The following is a 22,329-nucleotide window of genomic DNA, read 5'->3' on the forward strand; positions in this document are numbered from 1 at the left end:
CATCATCCGCTTCACCATCTGCGCCTTGAATGCGTCTGTGTACGGCACTTCAACCGCCTGCACTCGCCCCCTTCGGGTGGTCAGCTCGGCAACTCAGCCGAGGCGACTTCTTCCCTGACACAGGGGGGAAGAACACATCGTCATCGTGGCGCCCGCCGAGCATGCGATTGCCGAGTGGGACATTGCCACAAGCAACGGGGCCACAATGATTGTACAGACACAAGAGCTAACGACCCACCACAGAATGGAGCGACTCCCACTCCAGGCTGACGGCAGGTATCCAACAGATCCGGAGTCAATGGCGAAGCTTGCGGAGACCATTGGGCGTGTGCGCAGGGGCTGGTAACGCCACTTCCTTGTTATTGAGCCAAGGCGGTCGCGTGCTTCCAGAATGGTCAGTCATAGTCCCTGGGCTTGAGGTTGTGCGCGAGCAACCCCTGCACAACGTAGGTCATGGCGAAGCGAACGGTAATCTGAATCACATCGCCGGCCACCGTGGGTTCGACCCTCGTCATGCGGCCCGGCGCGAAGCCGTCAATCGTCTCCCCGGGCCGCAGATCGTCCGTGCGAATCCAGCCGCGTTCCACCGTGCGCCAGCGATGGTTCGGCGTAACGACGAGCACCCGGCCATCCTCCATGACGAGTTTGCAGCGCGCGGCATGGTGCCGGCTGACGTGGGTGACCTCGAACACGCCCCCGTCCTTCCCGTCCTCATGCATCGTGAGCACCCGCATGCCGGGCTTGAGCATCTCGGCGGGCAGCTCCGTACCGTCACCGAGCAACACGTGCTCCCAGGGCGCGACACATGTCCCGTGCTCATTGCCACCGCCACCGCTTCCCCCAGAAGGCGCGGACGCAGGGCCCGACACACGGCGAACCATGTCCGTGTTGTAGGCGTTCGGAGGGAAGAACCACCGCTCGGCACTGAACCCGACCGCGTTGTGCAGGGACACCTTGAGATAGAGCAGCTTGTTAACGAGCGGGTCGTCGCGCAGGCGGTTGAACTTGTCGCCAAACATGAACGTGAAGCCCGCGCTCGTCGCGTTGGCTCCGTCACCATCCCAGGCCCCGTTTTGGTACTTGCGGTCAGCGATAGGGACTGTCGCGCTGTAGAGGAAGTTCGGAGGGTGGATGTCTCCGAATGCCCAATAGAAACCGACCTCCAAGAACCGAAGCGCGTCGAGGTTGTCGCTCGCAGACTGGGGTTGGAGCGTCGCGCGGTAGTGCGCCCAGGTGAAGAAGCCCGCTCCCCCTGTTGCCCCGGCAATGGCGTACCCCTCGACGACCTGGATGTTGAGCCGGTCGATGTTCGGCATGCCATCGTTGTTGCCCCGGTAGTAGATGCGGCTCCCCGTGTCCGCGAGAGCCTGAACGGAACGGAAGAACCCGTCGCTCAGGTAGTAGCGCCCCACCTGGACGTTGTTCGATGCGACCTTGAGCGTCGTCCCTACGTTGTCCAGCTTCGCGCCCGTCGTGGGGATGCCGTTGCCATCCTCCGCGTAGTTCGACGTCTTGAGCGTGTTCGCCGCGAGCAGGTCGAAGGTGACCATCTTCCGGAGCGAGACGGCATCGAAGTAGAGCCGCTTCCCCACATCGGCAGCCAAAACTTCCGCCTCCCAGAAGAGCTGAACCCCCGTGCAACCGGCCGGGCACGTCCCCGTCAGCGGCACGCGACGATAGGCGGTCCCCACGTGCCCCAGCGCCACCGCCGACGACTGCCCCGAGTAGGTGCCGCTCGCGTCCTCCCAAAGTAGATAGAGCGTGCCCATGCTCCCCACGGTGGCCGACGACGCCTTGACGTAGACCTCGGCGAAGAACTGGTCCCCGGGCGAGCACTTGAGCCGACCGCCCGGAGCTGCGGAACCGTAGCCGCCCGTCCAGCTCAGCCCCACCCAGGCCCCAGCGCTTGCCAGCTCCACTCGTCGAACCCAGCGCCCCGAGCGCGCGTTGACGGGGTCTTCGACGAGCTTGTCGCCCTCGGGCAGCTTGCCCACCGCGCGAAGGCCCGCGTCGTTGTACCCGTTGGGGATGAGGTTGTCGGTCGGCGGGTGCAGAAGGTGCTGGTAACTGACCGCGGCATCCCCCAGCGACGCACCGTCGAGCTTCTTCGGGGTGACTTCGAACTGAGGGGACGCATTGCCCCTGTTGCCGAACCTGTCCCGAGGAACGACGCGCACGTAGTAGGCCGTGCCCGGCATCAGGTCTGCCACACCGAAGGCCGTCGTGTCGAAGGTGCCGCGCAACGTAGAGCTGCTCGGCATGAAGCCGCTCGTCGTCGAGACGTGCAGCTCGTAGGAGTCCACCGGAGGACCGCTCAGGGCCGGCATGAGCGACAGGGAGAACCCGTTGACGATGGCCGACACCGCCACGTTGAGCGGGTCCAGGGGCGGTGACGTGTGAGCCGGCTCGCTCAACCCAGGACGCGTGTCCATCTCCAGCCACATGGAGACACCAAACGAGGGCTTCCCCCGCGTGGTGATGGTCGTCCGCGCATCACCTTCCGCAGTGAAGGCATGGCGGAACCCAGTGACAGCCAGGTTCTGGTCATCCGAGTAGTGCGCGCCGTTCGCACGGAACTGGTAAAGGTCTCCCAGCTCCACCGGCAGGAAGAAGTCGAGCTCTATCTCCTGGTCCGCGAGCGGCTCTTTCAAGTCGGACAGGGCCGCATCCGCCATCTTCCGCGCTTCGAGTTCCCGGTTGATGTTGCTCGACGCGTCTTCGGCAATCTGCATGAAGCGCACGCCATAGTCGGCTTGGCTTGCGGCATCCTGGGCGAAAACGCTCTTCCGCTTCGGCTGACCCGTGACATCCAGGTCCCCGGCATCGGAGTAGACGACCTCAATCTTGTTGCGAATCTCCGTCTTGTTGAGGGCGAGCTTCGCGACGTTGCGGTAGTCGCCGGGTCCGAAGGTCCAGGCCAACGCGGGGTTAGTTCTGTTCGGCTCGCTGAACGTCAGCACGAACGTTCCGCTCGCTTCTCGCCAGCGGTAGCGCACCTCCCACCCAATCTGCTGAGCCAGGTCGCGAAGCGCGTCGAGGGTGCTCGCCTTCTTCTGGGCGTACCTCCGAATCTTCCAGCCGGGGGAGATGGGCGTATGCAGCAGCACCCCCATTTCATTGTCGGTCAGGATGGCTTGCATGACGGTTTCCACGGCGACACCAGCAGCGGAGTCCCCATAGGGGCGCTCGACTTCAATGAACGCGTCCTGGAGCCGGCCCCCGAGGTCCCTCCCACGGAAGACGAGCTGCTCGTCGGCGAAGTCCACCTCGTCGATGTCCCCGTGGAACAGAACGCGCCACTCGCCTGCACTCGGCAGCATGCCCACGGGTGACACCGCCGCTTCGACGATGAACTCGCGCCCAGGCCGGATGAGCTGCCCGTTGCCCGCGTTCAGCTTTGAGTCGGCGCGGAGTGGCGACAGGCTGAACAGGTCGACCTGCCGCTTGAGCGTCACCGTCGCGGCCGAGACGGGCTGGTCAACGTCCTCGTCGACTTCGACGGCGTCGAGAAAATCGCGCCCTTCAAGGTGACTCAGATTCACCCACACACCCGCCCCGTCACGGACCTTCACCCGGACGTGAGACGCGTGCCCCGCCGGATTCGAGAGAACCGCGAGCCCCTGAGACGACATACCGCGCATGGCGATTAGACCTCTCTCAACGTGAATTCGAGTCGCTCACCGACGACGCGCGACCCGTTGTGACTGAACTCGACGAACTCTCCGTCCCGCACCTCGCCGAGCACCGTCGCGTCGGTGGGCAGAAAGGCCCCACTCGCCACGAGGAACGGAAGCGCGCTCCAGGCCCTCGCGGTGTGCCACGCAACGAGATAAGGAACCCACGCGTCGGGAACCTCGAAAGGCAATCCCACGACATCGTCGAAGCTCACCGCGTTGGTTACCCCCGTCAGCGTGAGCGTTCCCGACGCCACCGACAGGCCCCCGGCACTCTCTGACGGCGCTCCCTGCATCCACCTCTTGCCGTCACTCCGGTTGATGACCTGGCTCCATACCCCCGCCGCGCTGCTGTAGACGTGGTGCAAGGCCGTCCAGCGCGCCCCGAGTTGCATGGCCCACGAGGAGGAAGCCCCGACGGCAAGGTTCATCCCAGCGCCGAAGCGCGCCCCTTGGAAGAGCTGCCCTGCGACACTCGTCTGATTGAGGCCACGACTCGTGAAGGCGTCTCCCTCGAAGGCCGCCGTGTGTCCGTCACCCGCAATCAGGCCGCGCACGGCGAGCACCTCGTCGCGCGGCAAAGGGGGCGTCTTGAACTCCCACTCCTGGCGAACTGCGCGTCGTCCCAGGCGATAGGCCCCGTTGAAAGCGCGCGAGTCCGTGCCGATGTTCACCTGCCTTCGCCGGCCCTCCGTGACGGGCACCGGGATGCCGTTCAGTGCGAGGAAAGGCATCTCAGTACCTCCCATTCAGCCACTCGCCGTTGCCGCGGCGTCGGTGCGCCTCGCGCTTCATTTCGATGTAGACCTGTCGCGCGGTCTCCTCCGGGTCCTCTGCCCCCTGGACGACAATCTGCCCCACGCTGACGTTGCCGCCGCTCACCGGCACGACGGGGCTCGGAACGAGAGGCGACGACCCAGGAGTCGACGGCGCTCCTGCAATCGGGTCCTGCGCGTTGAAGCGCGCGAGTGCCACCTTGAAGCCCGTCGGCACGTTGGTAAGTGCCTCCGTCGCCCTGTTGGTCGCGGCGGCGTTCTCCCACGCGGCGACACCAGCAGCGGCATTTGCTGCGGCGGTGTCGTAGGTGGTGTCCTTCAGGGTTTCGAGCGCACCGTCGACCGCGTCCATCGGCACCTTCATGCTGTCCAGGCCCTGAGCCATCTTTCGGAACGCACCGCCGACGAGGGGAACCTTGCCAAGCGCTTTGAACACACTCGCGACGAACCCGATGATGGCGTTCCACACCGTGCCGATGCCCTTCACGACGTAGAGGATGCCCATCGCCACAATCCGGATGACGGCGAAGAGTCCCTTCATGATGGGCCCTGAAAGCAACGTCAGCGGCTCCAGGAGCGCGACAAGAATCTGACCAAACACGGTGATGATGGGGGCCAATCCCTTGAACAGCGTTCCGAGCACCTCGAAGATGGGCGTGATTGCCTGGACCGGCTTCGAGAACATCTCAAGCACCGGCACCAGCGCGTCCAGAAGCGGCGTCACCATGTTGAACACCGACGCTAGGAGCGGCAGCACGGGGGCCAGCACGCGACCGAGCACGTCTGCCACGTACTGGATGAAGTTCGTCACCATCTGGAGCAACGTGCCGAACGTCGTCGACTGGGAGAGCAGCTCCGCGACGACGGCAATCAGCCCGCCCCACACGCCACCGGCCGACATGCCCTGCTGGAAGCGGTCGACCAGTTCGTAGACGCGTCCGAATGCTTGGGTGAAGCGGCTCGTCAGGGCCCGCTTCGCTTCGTCGGCTGCACGGGCGAGCGCGTCGGCGAGTTCCTTCGCCTTGCGGCGCGCGACCTCGGCGATGATCGACGCCGTGTTGCCGACGTTCTTCAGGAACGCCTTCGCGTCGAACTTCCCAACCTCCACGCTCCCAACTTCAATCTCGGGTGCCTGGGTGGGCGTGCGCAGCTTGCCCTTCGGCCCGAGCATGTCGTCGAAGACACCGCCGAACTTCTCACGGAGGAACGCGGCGGCATCGCCACCCATCAGCTTCACGCCGTCGAAGGCGTAGCTCGCTCCGTAGGACACGCCTTCCCAGACGTTCGACATCCCATCGCGAAGGGTGCCGACGGTGCTGTCGACGAGCCCCTTCAACCCGCCGAGCACCGCGTCGCCCGTCAAGTCCGTCAGACCGTCCAAGGCATTCGCCACGCCGTCGAGGTTCAGGGCTCGCGCAAGAGGCGCCGCCAGTCGAGCCAGGTTGCGCACCACGAAGGCGAACGTGTCGAGCTGCCCGCGAGCCCACGCCCCCACGATTGCAGCCAGCCCCGCGAAGACCTCCTGGAAGAACTTCGCGACTCGCCCGGCAACATCCGTCACGGCACGCCACGTGGAAACGAAGGCGTCGCGCATGCCGGTGCTGCTGTCGTGCCATGCCTTGTAGAGCGTGCCTGCGAGCATCGCGACGCCAGCCACCGCGAGCGCAACGGCGGCAAGAGGGGCCGTCACCGTGAGGATACGAGCGGCGGAGTTGCGGAAAGCCGTCGCGAAGCTCGCGTCGACCTGCTCGGCCCCCTTCGCGACCTTCTTCAAGTTGCCTTCGACTGCTGGCGTCTCGCTCGTGAGGAACGCGGAGAACCGCACCAGCGACTTCCCAGCGCCATCCAGCGCGGGCACTACGAAGGCGAGGAAGCTCTCGGCGAACTGCTTCACCGCGCCCGCCACCTTACCCACCGCACCGCCTGCGAGCCCTGCCGCCGTTCCCCAGAAGAGGAAGCTTCCCATCGCGGACTTCACGGTGGGGTCGAGCCTCTGGAACCAGCCCAAGGCGCGCTCCAGGGCATCCGACAGACGCTCCAGATGCGGCAGAACCGCGTTGCCAATCTCCGCGCCGACGTTCTGGAAGACGAGCTTGATTCGGTCCATCCGCTCCGTGACGGACGAATCAAAGGCAGCCGCAGCCGCAAGCGCCCCATACAGGCCCGCGCTCACGATGGCGCCAATCTCCCCAATCTTGTTCCCGAGCTGCTCAATCTTGCCCGCGGCAGAAGCCACGTCGGCGACAATCTTCCGCATCGACTTGGTGAACTCACCGACGGCGGCCGTCACAACGACATAGACGTCACCGACTTTGAGACCACCGCCAGCCATGTTGATTCACCTCCGACGCAAACGTCGAACGGACTGCTGTCCTGATGGAGAAGCGCCTGGGGTGTTTGGCGAGGAAGAGCGGCGCTCCAATTCCTCGGCCTCTTTCCGGGCGTAGGCCACCAGCCCGACGACGTCTTCGTAAGCCATCGCCCGAACCACGTCGGGGGGCTGTTTCAGGAGTGACGCGACCCCGTAGAGCAGGTTCGCTTCGGGGTCGCTGTCTATTTTCCCCGCATCTTCTCTTCGCTGACGTTGAAGACGTCCGTGAGGTCCGTCGCGAAGTCCTCCAGCCACGACTCGTCGAGCAGTTCGTCAACGTCGCTGACGGAGAACATGGGACGTCCCGTCTCCGCGTCGTGAATCACGCAGACGGCGATTCGCGCCAGCATTCGCGCACCGGCACGGTCCCCCGTGGGCTCGTTCTTCTCCGTCATCTCGCCCGCGGCGCGTGCCTGCTCAATCAGACGCAGGCGGTCCCCCATCGTCGGTTTGATGATGTCGACCTTGACGCCATCAATCTCGACGGACTTCACGACGCGACGATTCTTCGCAAGCAGCTTGTGCTTGTTCGACATGCGGCTTTCCTTTCCAGCAGTGAGTCAGGGAGTGCCGTATCCCCAGGCGATGGCGGCGCCGCTTCCCGTTTGGAAGGCGTGGCCAACGAACTTCACGGTGCGCTCGTAGAGGGCTCCGGGCGTCAGCTTGTGCGACAGCTCGGGCACCTTCACCCAGGCGCGGAACACCTCGGAGCCCGTGCCCTTGCTGACCTCGACAAGCAGCGGAGCCCCGTCCTCGAAGCTCACGTCGAGCGCCGTCAGACCCACCAGCTCCCCGGAGAAGTCCCGAAGCGACACCGCGCGCCGCTTGTAGCCGTCCCCCATGACTTGCAGTTCGACGACGTCGTTCGTCACCGACAGGGAGAGAGCGCGCACGAGCGCCACCGGCTGGACTGGGAGCGAGGCGCCCGAGACGCGCACAAGTGCCGATGGCCCGGGGGCCGTGGTGAGGTAGACGAAGCCGAAGAGCGGGTCGACGACGGCTTCGGCGGGCACCCAGGCACCGGCATCGGTGTCACCGTCCGGGGAGACCTCGACGAACGCGAGCGTTCCGGGGTTGAGCCGTCGCAGGTCTGGGTCGGCGATGCGGTACTCAGTGCCCGTGAAGTCCTGCGCGGGTACGGCTTCGGCGTTGAGGAACTCTTCCGGCTCGCCCGCGATGGACAGGGAGCCAACGTGCGCGGGGATGACCGACATCAGACGGACACCGGGGCGCCATTGCCCAACAGCTTGCAGGAGAACTCGACGACACCGCCCGGCGTCAGCTTTTCGTCGAAGTTGGTGACGACCATGGGGATGCGCTTCCCCTTGGCTCCCGCAGCAGCGCTCGGGTCGAAGATGAACGTGACATGGACGGTGCTCCCAGTGTCGCGTGCGTCGCGCAGGACGGACTGGGGTGCATCGTCCTGCATGAAGTGGCCAGACAGGTCCGCGCTTGTGTCCTTGAGCGTCTGGACACGGGACTTGTAGCCGGAGCCCCCGAGGTAGTTCGTCTCGACGAAGTCGGCCGGTTCGCTCAGCGACGCGTCGGTGAGTCCGTCCACACGGTCAGCGGGCAGCGCGGCATTCGTGTCCGAGCGCACCGAAACGCTATCGATGTGAGCAGCAATAGGGGTGGCCATTCGAATGCCTACCGGCTCGGGAAGAGCCGCGAGAGGGTTGCAAGAATTTGGGCCGCTACGGCCTTGCGGAACTTCGCGCGCCCCTTGCGAGCGGGCTTGCGCAGGAAGTGGACGGGCTCCGCGAAGCGCTGCGCGCCCCAGTGGAAGCCCTCGTGAATCGCGCCAGCGGCTTCGTGCTCGTATCCAGCCGTCGCGCTGACGCTCGACTTCTCGCCATTCACCGCAGGGCCATCGACGAACCCCGACGTGCTCAGCGGGGGCTTTCCATCCGTGTCCCGCTTACCGACGGGGACGAGGGCGCGGCTCGCCTGGAGCACCGTTGACGCGTGCGCGTGGGCCAGCGGAGCCAGGTCGTCCAGCACGGGCCGTTCGACCTTGCGCAGCTTGTCGAGGAGTCTGAAATCCAGCGCGACTTTGAGTGCCATTGCCCCCTGTAAATGCGTGTGACTTCCGGGAGTGGTTCACCGCCAACGGTCCCTTCTTGGCCCGGGAGAGCCGCAAGTGCACTCGCAGTTTGCAACATCGGGGGCTGTCGGGACAAAGTAGCCTCACCGCCACAATGCAATGAGGAAGCTAAATGGTCATCCCGAGCATAGCTAAAACATCCGTCGCCATCGACACATCCGCATTGAGCGACATCGTCAAGAGCAACAGCCTCACCGACCAATTCACAAAAACCATCCTCAGTCGCCCCATGAATTTGCTTATCCCCAAGGTGGCGATCAGCGAGCTAGTAGCCCTCGAAACAGAAACCAACGCACTTCGGATGCTCCAGCGGCTCCAAAAACTCTGCCGCCACCTTGGAGAACGATTTTGCCCTTCCCTGGATCACCTCGACATCATCAAAGCCGAACTGCGCGGATGGCAAACCGGGCCGCCAGTTCATGAAAGAGGCTGGCGGTCACTCGCGAGAGCGACAAACTCAAGTCTCCTTGAGGCAGCACAGACCCTTCCCGAAGTCCACAAGCAACTCCGAGATGTAAAGACTCGACTCTTTGAGCTTGATCGAAGCGCGTACTTGACGAGACCCGTAGAAGTCACCCCTCACGAGGCGCGCCAATTAATTGTAGATGCAACTCCATCAGAATCCAACGAACCAGTCATCATCCTGGCCTCAGAACTCTCCGATGGGGGCCTCACACCAGAAAAGATTGTTTCCAACCCCCTTCGTTTCAAAGCAACTCATGCACTCTCCCATCTATCCAAGAGACTCTGGATCGCCAACAGCGTCGACAGAAAGCTCACCACCCCAGCCGAGGAAGCCGTAATCGGCATGTGGCGAACCAAGCGAGCGGGAAAGGGCGAGGGGACTTGGCACGACATTTCCATTGCAGGGGCCTCCGCCTACGCAGACATCTTCCTCACCAACGACCGAAATCAACTCAGCCGCTGCAAGTTCCTAAAGGAGCGTGGCCTCCTAACATTCGCACCCACAAATCTCCCGGCATTCCTGGGCAACACGTCAGGGTAACACCACAGCCATGACAACCACTCATCTCACGATCGAGGATCCTTGAGGACCTGAGTCGACGAAGGAAGCTTCCACGGTAAAAGTCCACCAGTGGCGGTCACTACCATCCGTGCCGATGTAGTTGGGGCTGCCCTCGTCGACTTCCATCAGCACGTAGGGCGCGGCATTCGCGAGGTGCAGCACATTGAGGGTCGCGAGCGCGAGCGACTGGCCCGCCCGGAAGCTCTCTCGGTCCGAGCGCACCCGAACCTGACAGGTGACGGTCCGGTACACCTTGCGCCCGCCGAGGTAGCCCTGCGGCGGGTCGCCTCCCGTCTGGAGCACGAAGCACGAGACGTCCGGCACCGTCGCGTCGTCGTCCTCGAGCGTGGGCCCCAGGAAGAGGTTGGTCCCGACGCGAAGGCCCAGCTCAGCCGCGGCGAGGATGCTTGCGACGTCTGCGGCGGTGTCGCGGGCCATCAGAGCCAGACCTTCCGGTAGCGCACGACGCCCCCACCGTCGACGTGCTCGTCAACGGCGGCGGGGCGACGGGCGTGGCTGAAGTCGGTGGTGTCCTCGCCCTGAAACCACAACCGGTGACGCAACGTGAGCGGCGCGGCGGTGTAGACGACGAAGGACGCGACGAACTCGGCGCCGCTGGCATCGCGAATCAGCTTGCGACTCGGCTGGATGCGCGCGGGCGCCTCATGGACGGGGCCCAGCAACGGAGTCCCCCACGCGTCGCGCCCGGTGACTTCGGCATAACGCACGAGCTGCCGGAAGTGCGCCTCGGGGCCGCTCATCAGCTCGCCCTCCACAGGATGTGCGGCGCGACGAGCAGCTCGGCGCGGGGACTCGCAAGGCGCTGGCCCGCGCTCCTCTCCCGGTAGCTCACAGACCAGTCCCCGAGGCTCTCACCGGACACGTCCGCATCTCTCCCCCGGCCCCGGTAGAGCGCGCAGGCTTCGAGGATGGCGGCTTCCTCAATTTCGACAGGCAGGGTGACAGGGCCCAGGGACGCGTCACCCGCTACCTGTCCCGGCGTCACGAAGCCCCCTGTGTACGTCACCGCCAGTGCCCCCGGGTGGCCCTGTCGGGTGTCGACGGTCAGCGTGACGAGCCCGCCCACGTGCGCCGTCTCGGGCCACACTCCGGAGAGTCGGTAGAGGAGTCCCCCTGCCGCGAGGTCCCCAGCGATGGTGTACGTCCCGGGGTCGAGCAGCTCACCGCCTTCCGTCACCCGGAGGACTTCCACGAGCGGCGGGCGGGCGAGCAGTACGTAGGGGCGTGCATAGCTCGCGGGGAACTCCGTCACCGTGGCCCGCTCGAAGGCCCGGCCACACAGGGCGGCAATGGCGCCACTTGCGGCACTGACGCAGCGCTCAACGTGTGGGTCGACAGGCACGGCCAGGTCGGCGGCCACGGTGGCGGCAAGGCAGAGGTCTGTCGGACGGGCCATGGAAGGGGCTCAGGAGGGCCTAGGAGAGACGAAGCCGGGGCCTGGAGGGGTGAGGGGCCCCGGCTTCGTCTCGTGGCGCTAGGTGGCGGGAATCTCGTCCGGGCCACACAGGACAATCAGGCTGGACGCGCCCAGCGTGGGAGCCGTACCGCCCGTGAGCGCGACGGTTTCGACGACACGCACAAAGCGCCGCGCGGTGGACAGGCGGACGTTCATGCGCGCAACCGCGTTGGGGGCCGTGAGCGGCTCGACTGCGGCACCCGGCAGGTCCGTCCACCCGTTCTGGCCGTCGGCGCTCTCCTGGAGCTTCGCGGCGAGCGTCAGGGCCGTCGGCGTTCCTGACGAAGCGCCCGTCGAGGCAACCAGCACGCAGGAGTCGAAGGCCAGCCGGTCGACAGCGGCACTGTTGCGAGTTCCCGCGCCGACGGCGGCGGGCACGGTGCCGGGGCGGATGCCAACGAGCACGCCCGCGTCAGTGGAATTGGCGTTCATGGTGGGGCCTCTCAGGTGGCGTAGGTGATGGAGCTGAACGCCTTCGGCTGGCGGACCTTGAAGTCAGCCTTCACGATGGCGCGAACAGTGGTCTCGTCGAACTCGGCCCGCGTGTCGTGCTCCGACAGAATCAGGTCTTCGTCGATGCCGTAGATGAACTGGCGCCAGTCGGCCGAGAAGGTGATTCGCGCCGAGGGGACGCGCGTTGTCATGACGAACGGGAAGCCGCGAATCGTGCCCTTGTCGAGCATCTCCTGACGGAACACCCAGACCCCGGAGTTCTGGAGCTGAAGCAGGGCGGTCGCCCGCGTCGGGTGAATGACCCAGGCCGCGTTGCCCATGCGGACATGCGCCGTCAGCGGCAGCTCCACCGCCTTGTCGATGTCGGCCAGATACGCGGCGGCAGTGGTGCCCGTCGACGCGAAGGCGTGCGCCGCGTCGAGCTGCGCGAAGAGCCCCTTCGGCGCCGCGCCCGTCCCATCGCCGTTGAAGCCCGCGTCGTCGAGCCCGTCCGCCACCGTCGCACGGATGTCCTCGCCCACGCCCGCATCACCAACGCCCGGTGTGCGCAGCAAGTCGTTGCTGATGTCGGCCAGCACCATGCCCTTGTGCGCCTTGAGCACGACCTTGCCGTACTTGGGCGCGCTCTTCGGCACCGTCTCGCCTTCGCCGACCCACCTGAATTCGGAAGTGCCCGTCTGGCGGCCCAGGTGCAACTCCCCCTTGAACGCCTGGGTCCGCACGCCCAGCTTGAGCAGCGCGGCTTCGGGCCGCAGAAATTCGATGACCTCGCCACTCTGCTGGATGGGCACCAGCACGCCGGCCGAGTCGAACTTGCTGAGCTGCACGGCCTTCTGCACATCGGCGTTGCCGAAGCGCTTCGCGGCATCGACCAGTTCGGCCGCGCCCGTGCGACGTCCCGCTGCGATGACGCTCTTTGCGAACGCCCCCAGGTTCTCAGGGCTCGAATAGACGCCACCCGGGAGCGGCCCCTTGCCCGACTCCATGCGGCCCGGCGCGCTTCGAGCAGCGGCGTCCATCAGCTCTCGCGCGACCTCGGGGCCCAGCGCCTTCACCATCTCCGCAACCTGCTCGCGAGTCATTCCTTCACACTCCTCGGATGTAGCCCTTGAATGCCTCGACGAAGCTCTTCGCCGCGTCGGAGGCGTTGAAACCCTTCGCCTTGTCGTCTTCCTCGTCGTCTGCCTTCGGCGGCTCGGCAGGCGGGGGCTCTTCCGTGTCGGGCTTGCTCTCGGGCGCGGGCTCGGGCTCCTCGTCGTCCGTCGACTTCGCTTCGGCGCGTGCGTCGAGCAGCTCAACGACGCGCGCGGCAATCCGCTCGACGACGTCTTCGCCTTCGTCCTCGAAGGACTTCGCGCGCACGGCCCGCGCGTTGCCTGGAATGGTCACCACCGAGACTTCGAGCAGCTCTTGCGCGTCGCAGTCGTAGCCGCCCCGCTCGTTCTGCCGGTACTGGCCCGGAAGCATGAGGTAGCGAACCGAGACGGCATTCAGGATGCCCTTGGAGACCTTGCGCTCGACCCGCTTCGCGAACTCGTCCTCGTCGTCGAACTCGACGTCGACCATCAGGGCGTCGCCCTCGACGTAGACGCGCCCCTTGCCGATGGGCAACTGCGGCTCGGCACCCGACGAAGCGGCTTCGGCTCCGTCGTCGTGGTTGAAGAGGACGACGCCGTTGGCGTTGTAGCCATCGACGCGCCAGCCCTTCACGTTGAGCCGGTCGGAGTAGCGGTCGAAGTCGCCGTCACTCGCCCTGAACTTGTAGACGCGTCGACCGCCGATGGACTCGACGGCACTCAACGTCGCCGCGTCCTTTTGGACGGCGCTCAACCGCAGGGTGCGTGTAATGGGGACAGGCATTCCCCATGTAAATGCGTGCGGATTCTACGAATGGCTCAGGTGCCCTTTTCGGCTTCCGCGTGGGCCTCCGCTGAGCTGCCCTCGACGGGTGTCGGCGTCTGGCCTGGCTCGTTGGGCTTCTGCCCCGGCAGCAGCTCGGCAAACCCCTGGCGCTCGGCGTGGGGCTTGAAGCCCGCTTCCGTGCGCCACTCGTCGAAGGTGAACGCGCTCGGAAGCGTGCTCATCACCCGTAGCCGGTGCTCACGGTCGGCGGGTACGGGCGAGTCGTAGGAGAGCAGCACGTCGTCACCGAAGCGCGGCGCCAAGTGCTTTTGCATCGACGCGAGGAAGACTTCCGCGCGCGGCTTGGTCGCCTGTTCCGCCAGATGCTCACGCGCGGCGTAGCTCGTCGCCTTGTTGCTGCTCGTCACGTCGCCGACAATCTCCGGGGGTACGCGGTAGACCATCCTCACGAAGTCCATCAAAAAGCGGCGCAATTCGACGAGCTGCATGTCGCGAAACGGCGTGTCGAGCCGAGCGAAGGTTGTCTTGCCGCTCGTAATCATCACCCGGCCAGCGTTGGCGGGCCCCCCGTACTCGCGCGCGAGGCTTTCTTTGAAGGCCCTCGCGGGCCCAGCCTGCCCCTCGTTGAACCCCTCAATGGCGATGACCGCGCCCGGCAGCATGTTGTTGAAGAAGGCATTCTTCGTGAAGCGCGCGGCGTGCTCGTCCGTGTCGACCTCGTCACCAAGGGCGTAGGCGATGCCGATGCCGCGGCCGAGCGGGTCTGCCGGGTTCAACCGCTTCACGAAAATCACGCTCGCAGCCGGAAGCGTGAACATGCGCCCACCGGCCGTCACCGTGTACGTCCGTTCCGACTTCGGCTTGCTCAGGTCCGGCAGGGAGAGCACGCAGTCGGGGGGCACCGGCCACAAGCCCACGGGGACGCCGGCCATCTCCTCGACGACGGCGAAGAACTCGCCCGTCAGGTCGTAGTGGAGGCAGAACAGCTTCGCGAAGTCCCGGCCCGTCATGTAGTCGTTCGGGTCCGCGAGCAGCCGCAACAGGGGATGGTCCGGCAGTTCCTCCGCACCAGCCCCATCGACGAGCGACTTCAACCGCTCGCGGCGCACGTCACCGCAAGCCCGCCGCAGCGACACGTCGACGAGCGCCTTCCTCGTGGTGGGGTCCTGCCGCGCGAAGGCCCGCCACGTCACATCCGCGAAGGCGTCGCCCACCGTATCGACGATGGTCCCCAGCCACGGCATCTCCGCATATGCGGCGAGCAGCGCGGGGACCTCACGACGCGGCGGGGCCGACGTCCACCGGCTCAGCTCCAGCCCCGTCCCCTTCCGCTTCGCACCACCGCCCAGCGCGGCGCGCATCCTGTCCAACAGCCCCATGGAGAACCTCACACCGCGAAGAACTGCTCGGCGAACACGAGGTCGTGGACGCCCCAACAGAAGGCGTCGGCGCGATCATCTCTTCGGCCGTTAACCCCGGTGAATTTGCTGAGCTGCTGTTCCAGCTTGGGGAATGTCCCGACGAACTCGACGCGGCCCGCTTCGGCCAGGGCGGACACAGGCTCGGCGCGCTTGCTCTTCGCGCTCGTTGCCCTCACCGGCTTCACGTTGATGCTCACGCCCATCTCGCCCGCGACGGTGCTGATAAGCGTCTCCACCATCTCCCCGCCCGTGTTCACCTCCACCACGAGCGCGTCACAGCCCCACTCCAGATAGGCGCGGATGGCCGTCGTCGCCCACTCGCGGGGGCTCGCCCGACGCGACAGGTCCGCGAGCACCGACACGCGTTTGAGCGGAACGTTGTCGGCCCCGAAGAGCGCGCTCGACTTGCACCCCTGGACGATGATTCCCGTTTCGTCCGAGCCGGTTTCGCTCGTGGGGCTGGGGTCGACGCTGACGATTCGCCTGTCCAACTGCTGGGCATACTCGTGCGGGTCCGCTTCGACGCGCTTCCACTTCGCCGAGCCGAAGATGGCCCCGGGCACATCGAAGAGCAGGCGCCCGAGCACCTCTTGCTGACCCCAACGCGTCCCCGCCAAGGCCCGCATGTTCGCGACCGCGGTGGGTGCCAGGTTGGCGGCATTGCTCAGCGACGAGCCCGTGCGCAGCACGACGCCCGGCTTCAACGCCTGGGTCTCCGTGTTCGCGAAGAGCAGCTCTTCAATCTTCTTCAGCGGCCTAGGTGTTCCGGTCAGCAGGAGCTGCGGCGGGTCCTCACGAGTGCCGATGCGCAGCACCAGGGGGAGCTGGTCGACCGCCGCCATGTCGTGTTTCCACGAAGCGGGCTCGTCACCCCAACCCCACCCGGCATTCGGGCCGCGCAGTCGGTCGGGCTTATCCGCCGAGTAGCAGATGGCATAGACGCCGTTCGGCCACGTCACCCGCCGCTTCGAGGGCTCATACTTCGGCGTGAACCACGGGGGCGACAGGGCCAGGATGCCGGACGAACCGCGAATCATCGTGTCGCGCACGTCTGCCGCCGTCGGGCCAATCAGCGCCCCGACGCTCTTAGCCTGCCACGCCTTTTTGATGACCCACCGCGCGCCGCACCACGTCTTCCCGAAGCCGCGCCCGGCCATCACGAAGCACGTCGAGAACTTGTCCGGAGGGGTCTGCTCGCGACGCGCCCAGAAGTCGAGGTCGTAGACGAGCAGCTCCACTTCCTTGTCCTCGAGCCCGCCGAACAGCTTCGCGAGCTGCGCGCGGGAGCCAGCCGTCTGGACCATCCTCGACGCGGGCGACTCGTGGGGCGCGAGCCCTTCGGCGAACTTCCCCCAGGCCCCTGTGAGCACGCTACGCATCACTCGCCCCCCTCGTTGCTGGGCTGCGCGGGCGTGGCGGCTTCGATGGGCGCTGGCGGCTCGTCGGGGAGGAACTTCCCCAGCCGATCAATCAGCAGCTCGCGCAACGCGGCGGTGTCGGCGGACTGGTCCTCGGGGCTCTTCGCCTCGACGTTGTCACGCCGGCCGTACAGCTCCGGGAACCGACGGCTCAGGAGCCACTGGACGTGCTTGGGGTTCGTCGTGGCGGCGGCCTGGAGCGTCTCCGTCGCGCTCTGCATGAACTCGGCTTCGGCCCGGTTCACCGCGACGAAGAACTCGCGATAGAGCCCGCGTGCCTCGCTCGCGCCACGGTGGAACCAACGGGAGAGGGTCTGCTCGTCGACGCCCACGAGGCCCGAAGCCGCTCGACGAAAGAGGCCCGACCTCAAGTAGTCGCAGATCTGCTTCTGAATCTCAGGGGTGAGTTTGGTTGGACGAGCCACACCATGTAAATGCGTGCGGTTTCGCGAACTTTTTCAGGGGTGCGCCCAACAAAACGCATCAGCCTGAGCGGTTTTTCTCAAAATTTTCTGAAAGTGGGTGCGCTCCGAGCAAGCCAGAATTCGGCCCGCGAAAGGAAATCCGACCCAGGGGCATAGCCCAGGAACAGTTTCACACACGGAGAACATGAATAAACCGACAGAGACTCTCTTGGTTGCAGATCGCCCAATGCATGGAGTGGTGCAGGCCATTAGAGTCGGCGGCGCCGTGAGCATGATTGCTGGCGATGAACGACGGCAGGGTGATCCTGCTGTCCAACGTAAGAGGACAATATGATGCACGCTAAAATCCTCCCCTATTTACTCGGCCTGTGCGTAGCACTGGGAAGCGCGAGCGCCTGGGCCCTCCCGAACGACCGCGACCAGCCCATCCGCATCCAAGCCGACAACGCACATCTCGACGACAAGCTGGGTGTTGCCACCTACACCGGCGACGTGATCATCACCCAGGGGTCGACGATATTCAAAGGCAACACCGTGACAATCACCCGCACCGCCTCCGGTGACATCGACGTGCTCACTTCGGTAGGCAACCTTGCATATTTCGAGCAGCAGCAAAGCCCTGCCAAGCCAGACAAAGTGAAAGGCTGGGCAGTGACTATCCAGTACCAAGCGCGGAAGAGCATGGTGATCCTCACCGACCGCGCCAAGGTGGAGAACGAAGGCAACAGCACTGAAGGCGAGAAGGTCGTCTACAACACCATGACCCAGGTTGCGACCGGCGGGCGTGGTGGCAACGTGACCGCACCGCGTCAGCGCATCGACATGGTGATTCACCCGAAGAAGAAGTCTGAGTAAGTACCTCTAACGAAGAGGCCACGCTGAACACGGTCGCCGTCGAGCAGCAACCATCAACGCCGCCCCACTCGCTCCCGGTCGGCAATCAGCTCGCGCAGCGCCACCAGGGCCCGCACCAGCATCCTGTCGACACGGCTCTTTGGCGCACCCCATGCTTCGGCCACGGAGCGCACCGATTGCGCGGGGCGGTTGATGCCGAAGACACGGGACACCAACTCTCGCGGCTCGGGGGCCAGTCGCCGCACGGCCTCGAAGACGAGGGCTCGTCGCTCAGCCGCCAGCAGCAGCGCTTCGGGAGTCTCTTCGTCGGCATCCCGGCCCGACCTCTCGCCGAGTGCGGATTCCAGCGCATCGACCAACGGGTTGCAGCCCTGAGTACCGTCCGAAAAATGAGACGGTATGTCTATGCACTGGACTCGACTGGCGTTGCTTCCAGTCACAGACGTTGAACGCACGGTGCGGCCCTTGTGAGCCCCGTCGCTCAGGTGAACATCGCTGGCGTGCATGCGCGCGTACTGCTCGCAGGCGGTTCGAGCACGGAAGTACGCGACCTCTCCGAAGGACTGCCGGCCCCTCGTCGGGTCGAACTTGTCGACGGTGCGAAGCACGGCCATCACGGCGACCTGTTCGAGATCTTCAGGGGCCAGCGTGCCCGCGAACGACAGGCACTTCCCGACGGCGCGGCGGATGACTGGACGCACGGACACGAGCAGCTCGGCCAGCAGGAGTCGCTCAAGCGCGGCGTCCCCATCTTCGCGGGCCTGCATGATGCGCGACACGAGGACAGTCTGCTGTGCTGCCTCCGTGGCGTACCCGTAGCGTGCAAGGGCCCTCCCAACGCTGGCCCTGAAACATTTGGGCGCGTGAAACATCCCCGCGCGGGAAGCACGCTTCATGCCGACCCCACCCGATTCACACACAGTCTCAGACACGGTGTTTCAATGCTCTCGCGGTTGGGCTGCGCGTCGACGCCCCATCGGCACGCAGTCGTTCCCCCTGTAAATGCGTGCGACTTCCGCGAGTGGCCCAGCGAGCACGCGCCCAGCAGTGCGTCAACTACGACAGGGGCAAAGGGGGTACGCGTATATATCCCTAGAACATGCTCACCTCATGCGTGTTCACATCCCCGCTCCTCTTACTCCTACATGTTCTTTGGCTTAGGGAGTTATACAGAGGGGTTCTGCCGGCTTGATGCTTGCCAGCGCGAAGAAAAATTCGCCGCGTGAGCCACCGCAAAAATCCGCACTCATTTACGCAGGGTGACCACTTCACCTTCAGTCGCCTCTGCCGCCCGCCACGGCGCCCCCGTGCGAGTCGCGCTCTATGAAAACGCCCAGGACAACACCCCCAAGGGAGTCGACCTGTCCTGGCCCGAGCTGTCAGCAAAGCTCGTCGTCCATCGTCGCAGTCAGTGCCCCACGTCGCCCTGCGTCCGTGGCTGCCCAGCGAAGAACGGCCCCGCCTGGAGCCCTGTCGACATCGTCGAGCGTCGGCGAAGTGAGAACGTGCGCGCTGTCACCGTGGCGGTGTTCGACCTGGACCACCTCAACGCGCAACAGCTCTCGTTCCTCGACTCCGTTGAGCGAAACGGGTTGGCTTACGCCCTCCACTCGACCCACAGCAACCGCCCGCCCGATGACTACTGCCTGCGGCTCGCCATGCCGCTGTCACGGCCCGTGCTCCCGCGCGAGTGGCCCTCCGTGCGCGAGGCCGCAATCCGCATGCTCGGACTTCCCGCCGACCCGGCAACGAAGGACCTGGCTCGCATCTACTTCCTGCCCGACGCGCCCATGAGTGCCGAGCCATTCGCTCTCAGTGGCGAAGGGGCGGCCCTCGACGTCGACGCGCTGCTCGAAATGTCCCGGTCGGGGCTGCCCGCGCATGCCAATTTGTCCGCGCCCGTCGGGGCTCCCGCCGACCTTTACGAGCTGCGGGCCCTCCTGCGACGCATCCGCAAGCCCGAGCACCTCGTCATCGTGCGCCGAGTCCTTGCAGGTGAGCCCCTGGCCCCCGTTGGCGGGCAAGACACGGCCCTGAACGCCCTCATGTCGTGCGCGGCATTCGTCCTGCCGCTGAGCACGCCCGAATCGGCCATCGTCGAACTGTTCCGCGCGTCCTTCGCGGCCACGGACTGGAAAGAGGGGACGGAGCACCTGTGCGAGCAGGCCGTGTTGAAGCTGCGGCGTCACCGCGACCGTCGCCGAGCACGGGACGCCGGCCAACTCGCGGAGAACGACGCCATTTGGAAGTCCCTCGGCGGCAAGGCCCCGGAGCCCACCGCCCAGGACGCGCCCGGCATGGAGGAAGACGCTCCTAGCCTCGACAACTGGATGAGCAAGCTTGCGCTCGACCCAGGCAAGGACGGCACGAACAAGATTCGCAACAGCGAGGCGAACGTCTTCGCGGTTCTGCTCAACTCCCCCGAGTGGCGTGGCGTGCTCCGCTTCAACGAAAGCACCAAGCAGCTTGAGATTGAAGGCGGGCCGCTCGGGACCAATCCTGACCTGGAGACGCTGGACGTCCTCGTGGCCAACTGGATTCAGCAGAGTTCCTACGGCCAGCTCGGCTTGCGTCCCAAGGCGCTGACCGTCTCGCAGCAGATTCTCGCCGTGGCGAAGCGCAACAGCTACGACCCCGTCGCCGAGTACCTCGGGGGACTGGTCTGGGACGGCACGCCGCGGCTCGACGACATGCTCACCACGTACTTCGGTGCGAGGGGCGAGCCCGGTTACCTGCGGGCCGTCGGGTCGAAGTTCGCCATCTCCGCCGTCGTCCGCGCCCTCCAGCCCGGGAGCAAGGTCGACACCGTCATGATTCTTGAGGGCCCCCAGGGTCTTCGGAAGTCGACCGCGTTCCGCATCCTCGGAGGGCGCTACTTCACCGACGCGTACATCGACGTGACGAACAAGGACAGTGCGATGCTGGCCTCTCAGTATTGGCTCATCGAACTGGCCGAGCTGACCACCTTCCGGAAGTCGGAAGACCAAGCCCTCAAGGCGTTCCTCACCAGGACGGAAGACACCTACCGGCCGCCCTACGGACGCACCAACGTGAAGTCCCCGCGTCGCTGCGTGTTCGTGGGGACGACCAACGAGGACGACTACCTGCGGGACCCGACGGGCCATCGGCGCTTCTGGCCGGTGAAGTGCAGCCACATCGACACGGAGGCCCTCACGCGCGACCGTGACCAAATCTGGGCCGAAGCCGTCGTGCGCTTCCGGCAGGGTGAGTCGTGGTGGCTCACGTCCGAGGAAGCAGCGGGCGCCGAGCAACAGGCCGCCCTGCGTGCCGAGAACTCCGGAGACAGCCGCAAGGAAGTCATTCTGAAGTGGATCCTGGAGATGCCCGCCGACAAGCGCCCCAACGACGTCACGATTCTTCACGTCGGAGTCGAAGCGTTTTCCCTTCACCCCGCCCAGGTCGACCCGCGCATCTCCAGGGAGATCGGCGCGGCCCTCAAGGCGTTGCACTTCACCCGAGGCCAGCGCCGGATGGGGGACGGGACACGGCCTCTCGTCTACTACCTACCGGACGAACTGAAGAACGCTCCTGCCGAAAGGCGCGGGGAGCGGCATGGGGCTCCCTAGGGGCTGTCCATAGGTAGTTCGACAAATGGGCACCGAGGCAACACAGTCGGGGACTACAGTGACTGCACCTGAGTCCTGCACGCATTGAGCAGGCTCGGCCCCCGGTGTGTTTCAGGGTGAGCTGTAGACTCGCCCCTTGAGCCTCCAAAGAGGAGGGGTACTTCCGAAGCTCATGGCCTATCGCGAACAAGTTGCTCTGCCCAACGTACCGGCCGCCCGCTGGCGCTGGGTGGGGCGACTATTGAGCAGACTAGTACCCAAAGGGCCAATGACTGCCCAGGCGCAGGATGCCCTACTTTGGAGGTAGCCGTATCCCTCGCATGAAGGAACTGAAATGACCGCTAGCCACAACGCCGCTGCCGAGAAATTCCTAACCCTGGCCAATGCCGACAAGCAGGGCACACAGGTGTACATGCAGGTCCATCAGATGTTCACCCAGCGCTTCGAGCAGGCCAAGGCGCCGCGGTCGAAAAACCCGGTCCTCGACAGCTACCGGGCCAAGGCTAACGCCGCCCTGGACAACGCCATTGGCTGGAAGAAAATCAAGCCGAAGATGGTCGACCTGTACACGGCGACCTTCACCGAGGACGAGCTGAGTGAGTTGATCAAGTTCTACGAGTCGCCGCTGGGCAAAAAAGTTCTGAGAGAGATGCCCAAAGTCACTCAGCAGTCGGCCCAGCTTACTCAACAGAGCCTCGAACCCGCCGTCCCGGTGGTTAATAAGCTGCTCGAAAATATGGCCAAGGAACTCGGCCCGAACGCCGATTAGGGGCTGTCTTTTGTTGGCGTGAGCCACACCCGGAATCCGCACGCATTTACGTGGGGTGACGCTCACCAATGAAGGCTCCCACCGCGCCCACTCAGTCATTGCCGGAGTC

Annotated in this window: 20 protein-coding genes and 1 pseudogene; 4 read left to right on the plus strand and 17 right to left on the minus strand. The window is 65.2% G+C overall.

All coding sequences use genetic code 11. From position 1 onward, the window contains the following. Nucleotides 1-395: 395 nt before the first annotated feature. The 7 genes from HUA76_RS43880 to HUA76_RS43910 form a co-directional block, all read right to left on the minus strand. The gene (locus HUA76_RS43880) at nt 396-3,572 is read right to left on the minus strand and encodes a hypothetical protein (RefSeq protein WP_371823617.1); all 3,177 of its coding nucleotides are present in this window, start codon (nt 3,570-3,572) and stop codon (nt 396-398) included. Between the two features lie 74 nt (nt 3,573-3,646). Continuing rightward, nucleotides 3,647-4,408, minus strand: a complete 762-nt coding sequence (locus HUA76_RS43885; RefSeq protein WP_174464317.1) for a hypothetical protein — start codon at nt 4,406-4,408, stop codon at nt 3,647-3,649. 1 nt (nt 4,409) lies between these two features. Next, nucleotides 4,410-6,782: a phage tail protein gene (locus HUA76_RS43890; protein ID WP_174464318.1), complete on the minus strand. Its 2,373-nt coding sequence runs from the start codon at nt 6,780-6,782 to the stop codon at nt 4,410-4,412. 221 nt (nt 6,783-7,003) lie between these two features. Then, nucleotides 7,004-7,357 carry a phage tail protein gene (locus HUA76_RS43895; protein WP_141644573.1) on the minus strand — a complete coding sequence of 118 codons (354 nt, stop codon included), beginning with the start codon at nt 7,355-7,357 and terminating at the stop codon, nt 7,004-7,006. A 24-nt stretch (nt 7,358-7,381) separates the two neighbouring features. Continuing rightward, complete coding sequence (locus HUA76_RS43900) at nt 7,382-8,035, minus strand: hypothetical protein (protein WP_174464319.1); 654 nt, start codon at nt 8,033-8,035, stop codon at nt 7,382-7,384. After that, complete coding sequence (locus tag HUA76_RS43905) at nt 8,035-8,421, minus strand: phage tail tube protein (RefSeq protein ID WP_371823618.1); 387 nt, start codon at nt 8,419-8,421, stop codon at nt 8,035-8,037. Before HUA76_RS43905 ends, HUA76_RS43900 begins: the two co-directional genes overlap by 1 nt. 47 nt (nt 8,422-8,468) lie before the next feature. After that, on the minus strand, nt 8,469-8,885 hold the full coding sequence (locus tag HUA76_RS43910) for a hypothetical protein (RefSeq protein ID WP_174464321.1): 417 nt from the start codon (nt 8,883-8,885) through the stop codon (nt 8,469-8,471). A gap of 152 nt (nt 8,886-9,037) precedes the next feature. Here HUA76_RS43910 and HUA76_RS43915 point away from each other — a divergent pair, with 152 nt between their 5' ends. After that, nucleotides 9,038-9,931, plus strand: coding sequence for a hypothetical protein (locus HUA76_RS43915; RefSeq protein ID WP_174464322.1), 894 nt, complete (start codon nt 9,038-9,040; stop codon nt 9,929-9,931). Nucleotides 9,932-9,952: 21 nt separating this feature from the next. On the opposite strand, the gene HUA76_RS43920 is transcribed toward HUA76_RS43915, so the two are convergent. The 9 genes from HUA76_RS43920 to HUA76_RS43960 all read right to left on the minus strand — a co-directional run bounded on the left by HUA76_RS43920 (nt 9,953) and on the right by HUA76_RS43960 (nt 17,009). Further along, entirely contained in the window at nt 9,953-10,390 is a 438-nt protein-coding gene (locus tag HUA76_RS43920; protein WP_174464323.1) for a minor capsid protein, read from the minus strand. Next, nucleotides 10,390-10,713 carry a hypothetical protein gene (locus tag HUA76_RS43925; RefSeq protein WP_174464324.1) on the minus strand — a complete coding sequence of 108 codons (324 nt, stop codon included), beginning with the start codon at nt 10,711-10,713 and terminating at the stop codon, nt 10,390-10,392. Before HUA76_RS43925 ends, HUA76_RS43920 begins: the two co-directional genes overlap by 1 nt. Continuing rightward, nucleotides 10,713-11,369 (minus strand): hypothetical protein, encoded by a 657-nt coding sequence (locus tag HUA76_RS43930; RefSeq protein ID WP_174464325.1) that lies wholly within the window; start codon nt 11,367-11,369, stop codon nt 10,713-10,715. Before HUA76_RS43930 ends, HUA76_RS43925 begins: the two co-directional genes overlap by 1 nt. A gap of 78 nt (nt 11,370-11,447) precedes the next feature. Then, complete coding sequence (locus tag HUA76_RS43935; RefSeq protein ID WP_174464326.1) at nt 11,448-11,861, minus strand: hypothetical protein; 414 nt, start codon at nt 11,859-11,861, stop codon at nt 11,448-11,450. An 11-nt stretch (nt 11,862-11,872) separates the two neighbouring features. Beyond that, nucleotides 11,873-12,964 carry a phage major capsid protein gene (locus HUA76_RS43940; protein WP_174464327.1) on the minus strand — a complete coding sequence of 364 codons (1,092 nt, stop codon included), beginning with the start codon at nt 12,962-12,964 and terminating at the stop codon, nt 11,873-11,875. 4 nt (nt 12,965-12,968) lie between these two features. Then, entirely contained in the window at nt 12,969-13,742 is a 774-nt protein-coding gene (locus HUA76_RS43945) for an HK97 family phage prohead protease (RefSeq protein WP_174464328.1), read from the minus strand. Nucleotides 13,743-13,777: 35 nt separating this feature from the next. Beyond that, on the minus strand, nt 13,778-15,124 hold the full coding sequence (locus tag HUA76_RS43950) for a phage portal protein (protein ID WP_254614898.1): 1,347 nt from the start codon (nt 15,122-15,124) through the stop codon (nt 13,778-13,780). Between the two features lie 8 nt (nt 15,125-15,132). Then, on the minus strand, nt 15,133-16,545 hold the full coding sequence (locus HUA76_RS43955) for a terminase large subunit domain-containing protein (RefSeq protein WP_174464329.1): 1,413 nt from the start codon (nt 16,543-16,545) through the stop codon (nt 15,133-15,135). Further along, the gene (locus tag HUA76_RS43960) at nt 16,545-17,009 is read right to left on the minus strand and encodes an IS1 family transposase (protein ID WP_174464330.1); all 465 of its coding nucleotides are present in this window, start codon (nt 17,007-17,009) and stop codon (nt 16,545-16,547) included. The genes HUA76_RS43955 and HUA76_RS43960 overlap by 1 nt, the downstream gene beginning before the upstream one ends. A 330-nt stretch (nt 17,010-17,339) precedes the next feature. Here HUA76_RS43960 and lptA point away from each other — a divergent pair, with 330 nt between their 5' ends. Continuing rightward, nucleotides 17,340-17,864: a lipopolysaccharide transport periplasmic protein LptA gene (gene lptA, locus HUA76_RS43965; protein WP_174464331.1), complete on the plus strand. Its 525-nt coding sequence runs from the start codon at nt 17,340-17,342 to the stop codon at nt 17,862-17,864. A gap of 53 nt (nt 17,865-17,917) precedes the next feature. On the opposite strand, the gene HUA76_RS43970 is transcribed toward lptA, so the two are convergent. Next, entirely contained in the window at nt 17,918-18,643 is a 726-nt protein-coding gene (locus tag HUA76_RS43970) for a sigma-70 family RNA polymerase sigma factor (protein ID WP_174464332.1), read from the minus strand. A 528-nt stretch (nt 18,644-19,171) separates the two neighbouring features. Between HUA76_RS43970 and HUA76_RS43975 the strand changes: the two genes are divergently transcribed. Next, the gene (locus tag HUA76_RS43975) at nt 19,172-21,451 is read left to right on the plus strand and encodes a virulence-associated E family protein (RefSeq protein WP_174464333.1); all 2,280 of its coding nucleotides are present in this window, start codon (nt 19,172-19,174) and stop codon (nt 21,449-21,451) included. A 337-nt stretch (nt 21,452-21,788) separates the two neighbouring features. Further along, nucleotides 21,789-22,220, plus strand: a pseudogene (locus HUA76_RS43980) (DUF2059 domain-containing protein); the annotation flags it as partial. Between the last annotated feature and the right edge of the window lie 109 nt (nt 22,221-22,329).

It is taken from the genome of Myxococcus sp. CA056 (assembly GCF_013336715.1).
GTDB lineage: Bacteria > Myxococcota > Myxococcia > Myxococcales > Myxococcaceae > Myxococcus > Myxococcus llanfairpwllgwyngyllgogerychwyrndrobwllllantysiliogogogochensis.

Excerpts from the sequence above, each read along its gene's own strand:
- HUA76_RS43895 (WP_141644573.1), bottom strand. The coding sequence starts at position 7,357 with ATGTCGAACAAGCACAAGCTGCTTGCGAAGAATCGTCGCGTCGTGAAG.
- HUA76_RS43925 (WP_174464324.1), bottom strand. The coding sequence starts at position 10,713 with ATGAGCGGCCCCGAGGCGCACTTCCGGCAGCTCGTGCGTTATGCCGAA.
- HUA76_RS43950 (WP_254614898.1), bottom strand. The coding sequence starts at position 15,124 with ATGGGGCTGTTGGACAGGATGCGCGCCGCGCTGGGCGGTGGTGCGAAG.
- HUA76_RS43910 (WP_174464321.1), bottom strand. The coding sequence starts at position 8,885 with ATGGCACTCAAAGTCGCGCTGGATTTCAGACTCCTCGACAAGCTGCGC.
- HUA76_RS43935 (WP_174464326.1), bottom strand. The coding sequence starts at position 11,861 with ATGAACGCCAATTCCACTGACGCGGGCGTGCTCGTTGGCATCCGCCCC.
- HUA76_RS43885 (WP_174464317.1), bottom strand. The coding sequence starts at position 4,408 with ATGCCTTTCCTCGCACTGAACGGCATCCCGGTGCCCGTCACGGAGGGC.
- HUA76_RS43930 (WP_174464325.1), bottom strand. The coding sequence starts at position 11,369 with ATGGCCCGTCCGACAGACCTCTGCCTTGCCGCCACCGTGGCCGCCGAC.
- HUA76_RS43920 (WP_174464323.1), bottom strand. The coding sequence starts at position 10,390 with ATGGCCCGCGACACCGCCGCAGACGTCGCAAGCATCCTCGCCGCGGCT.
- HUA76_RS43915 (WP_174464322.1), top strand. The coding sequence starts at position 9,038 with ATGGTCATCCCGAGCATAGCTAAAACATCCGTCGCCATCGACACATCC.
- lptA (WP_174464331.1), top strand. The coding sequence starts at position 17,340 with ATGATGCACGCTAAAATCCTCCCCTATTTACTCGGCCTGTGCGTAGCA.
- HUA76_RS43890 (WP_174464318.1), bottom strand. The coding sequence starts at position 6,782 with ATGGCTGGCGGTGGTCTCAAAGTCGGTGACGTCTATGTCGTTGTGACG.
- HUA76_RS43900 (WP_174464319.1), bottom strand. The coding sequence starts at position 8,035 with ATGTCGGTCATCCCCGCGCACGTTGGCTCCCTGTCCATCGCGGGCGAG.
- HUA76_RS43940 (WP_174464327.1), bottom strand. The coding sequence starts at position 12,964 with ATGACTCGCGAGCAGGTTGCGGAGATGGTGAAGGCGCTGGGCCCCGAG.
- HUA76_RS43955 (WP_174464329.1), bottom strand. The coding sequence starts at position 16,545 with ATGCGTAGCGTGCTCACAGGGGCCTGGGGGAAGTTCGCCGAAGGGCTC.
- HUA76_RS43945 (WP_174464328.1), bottom strand. The coding sequence starts at position 13,742 with ATGCCTGTCCCCATTACACGCACCCTGCGGTTGAGCGCCGTCCAAAAG.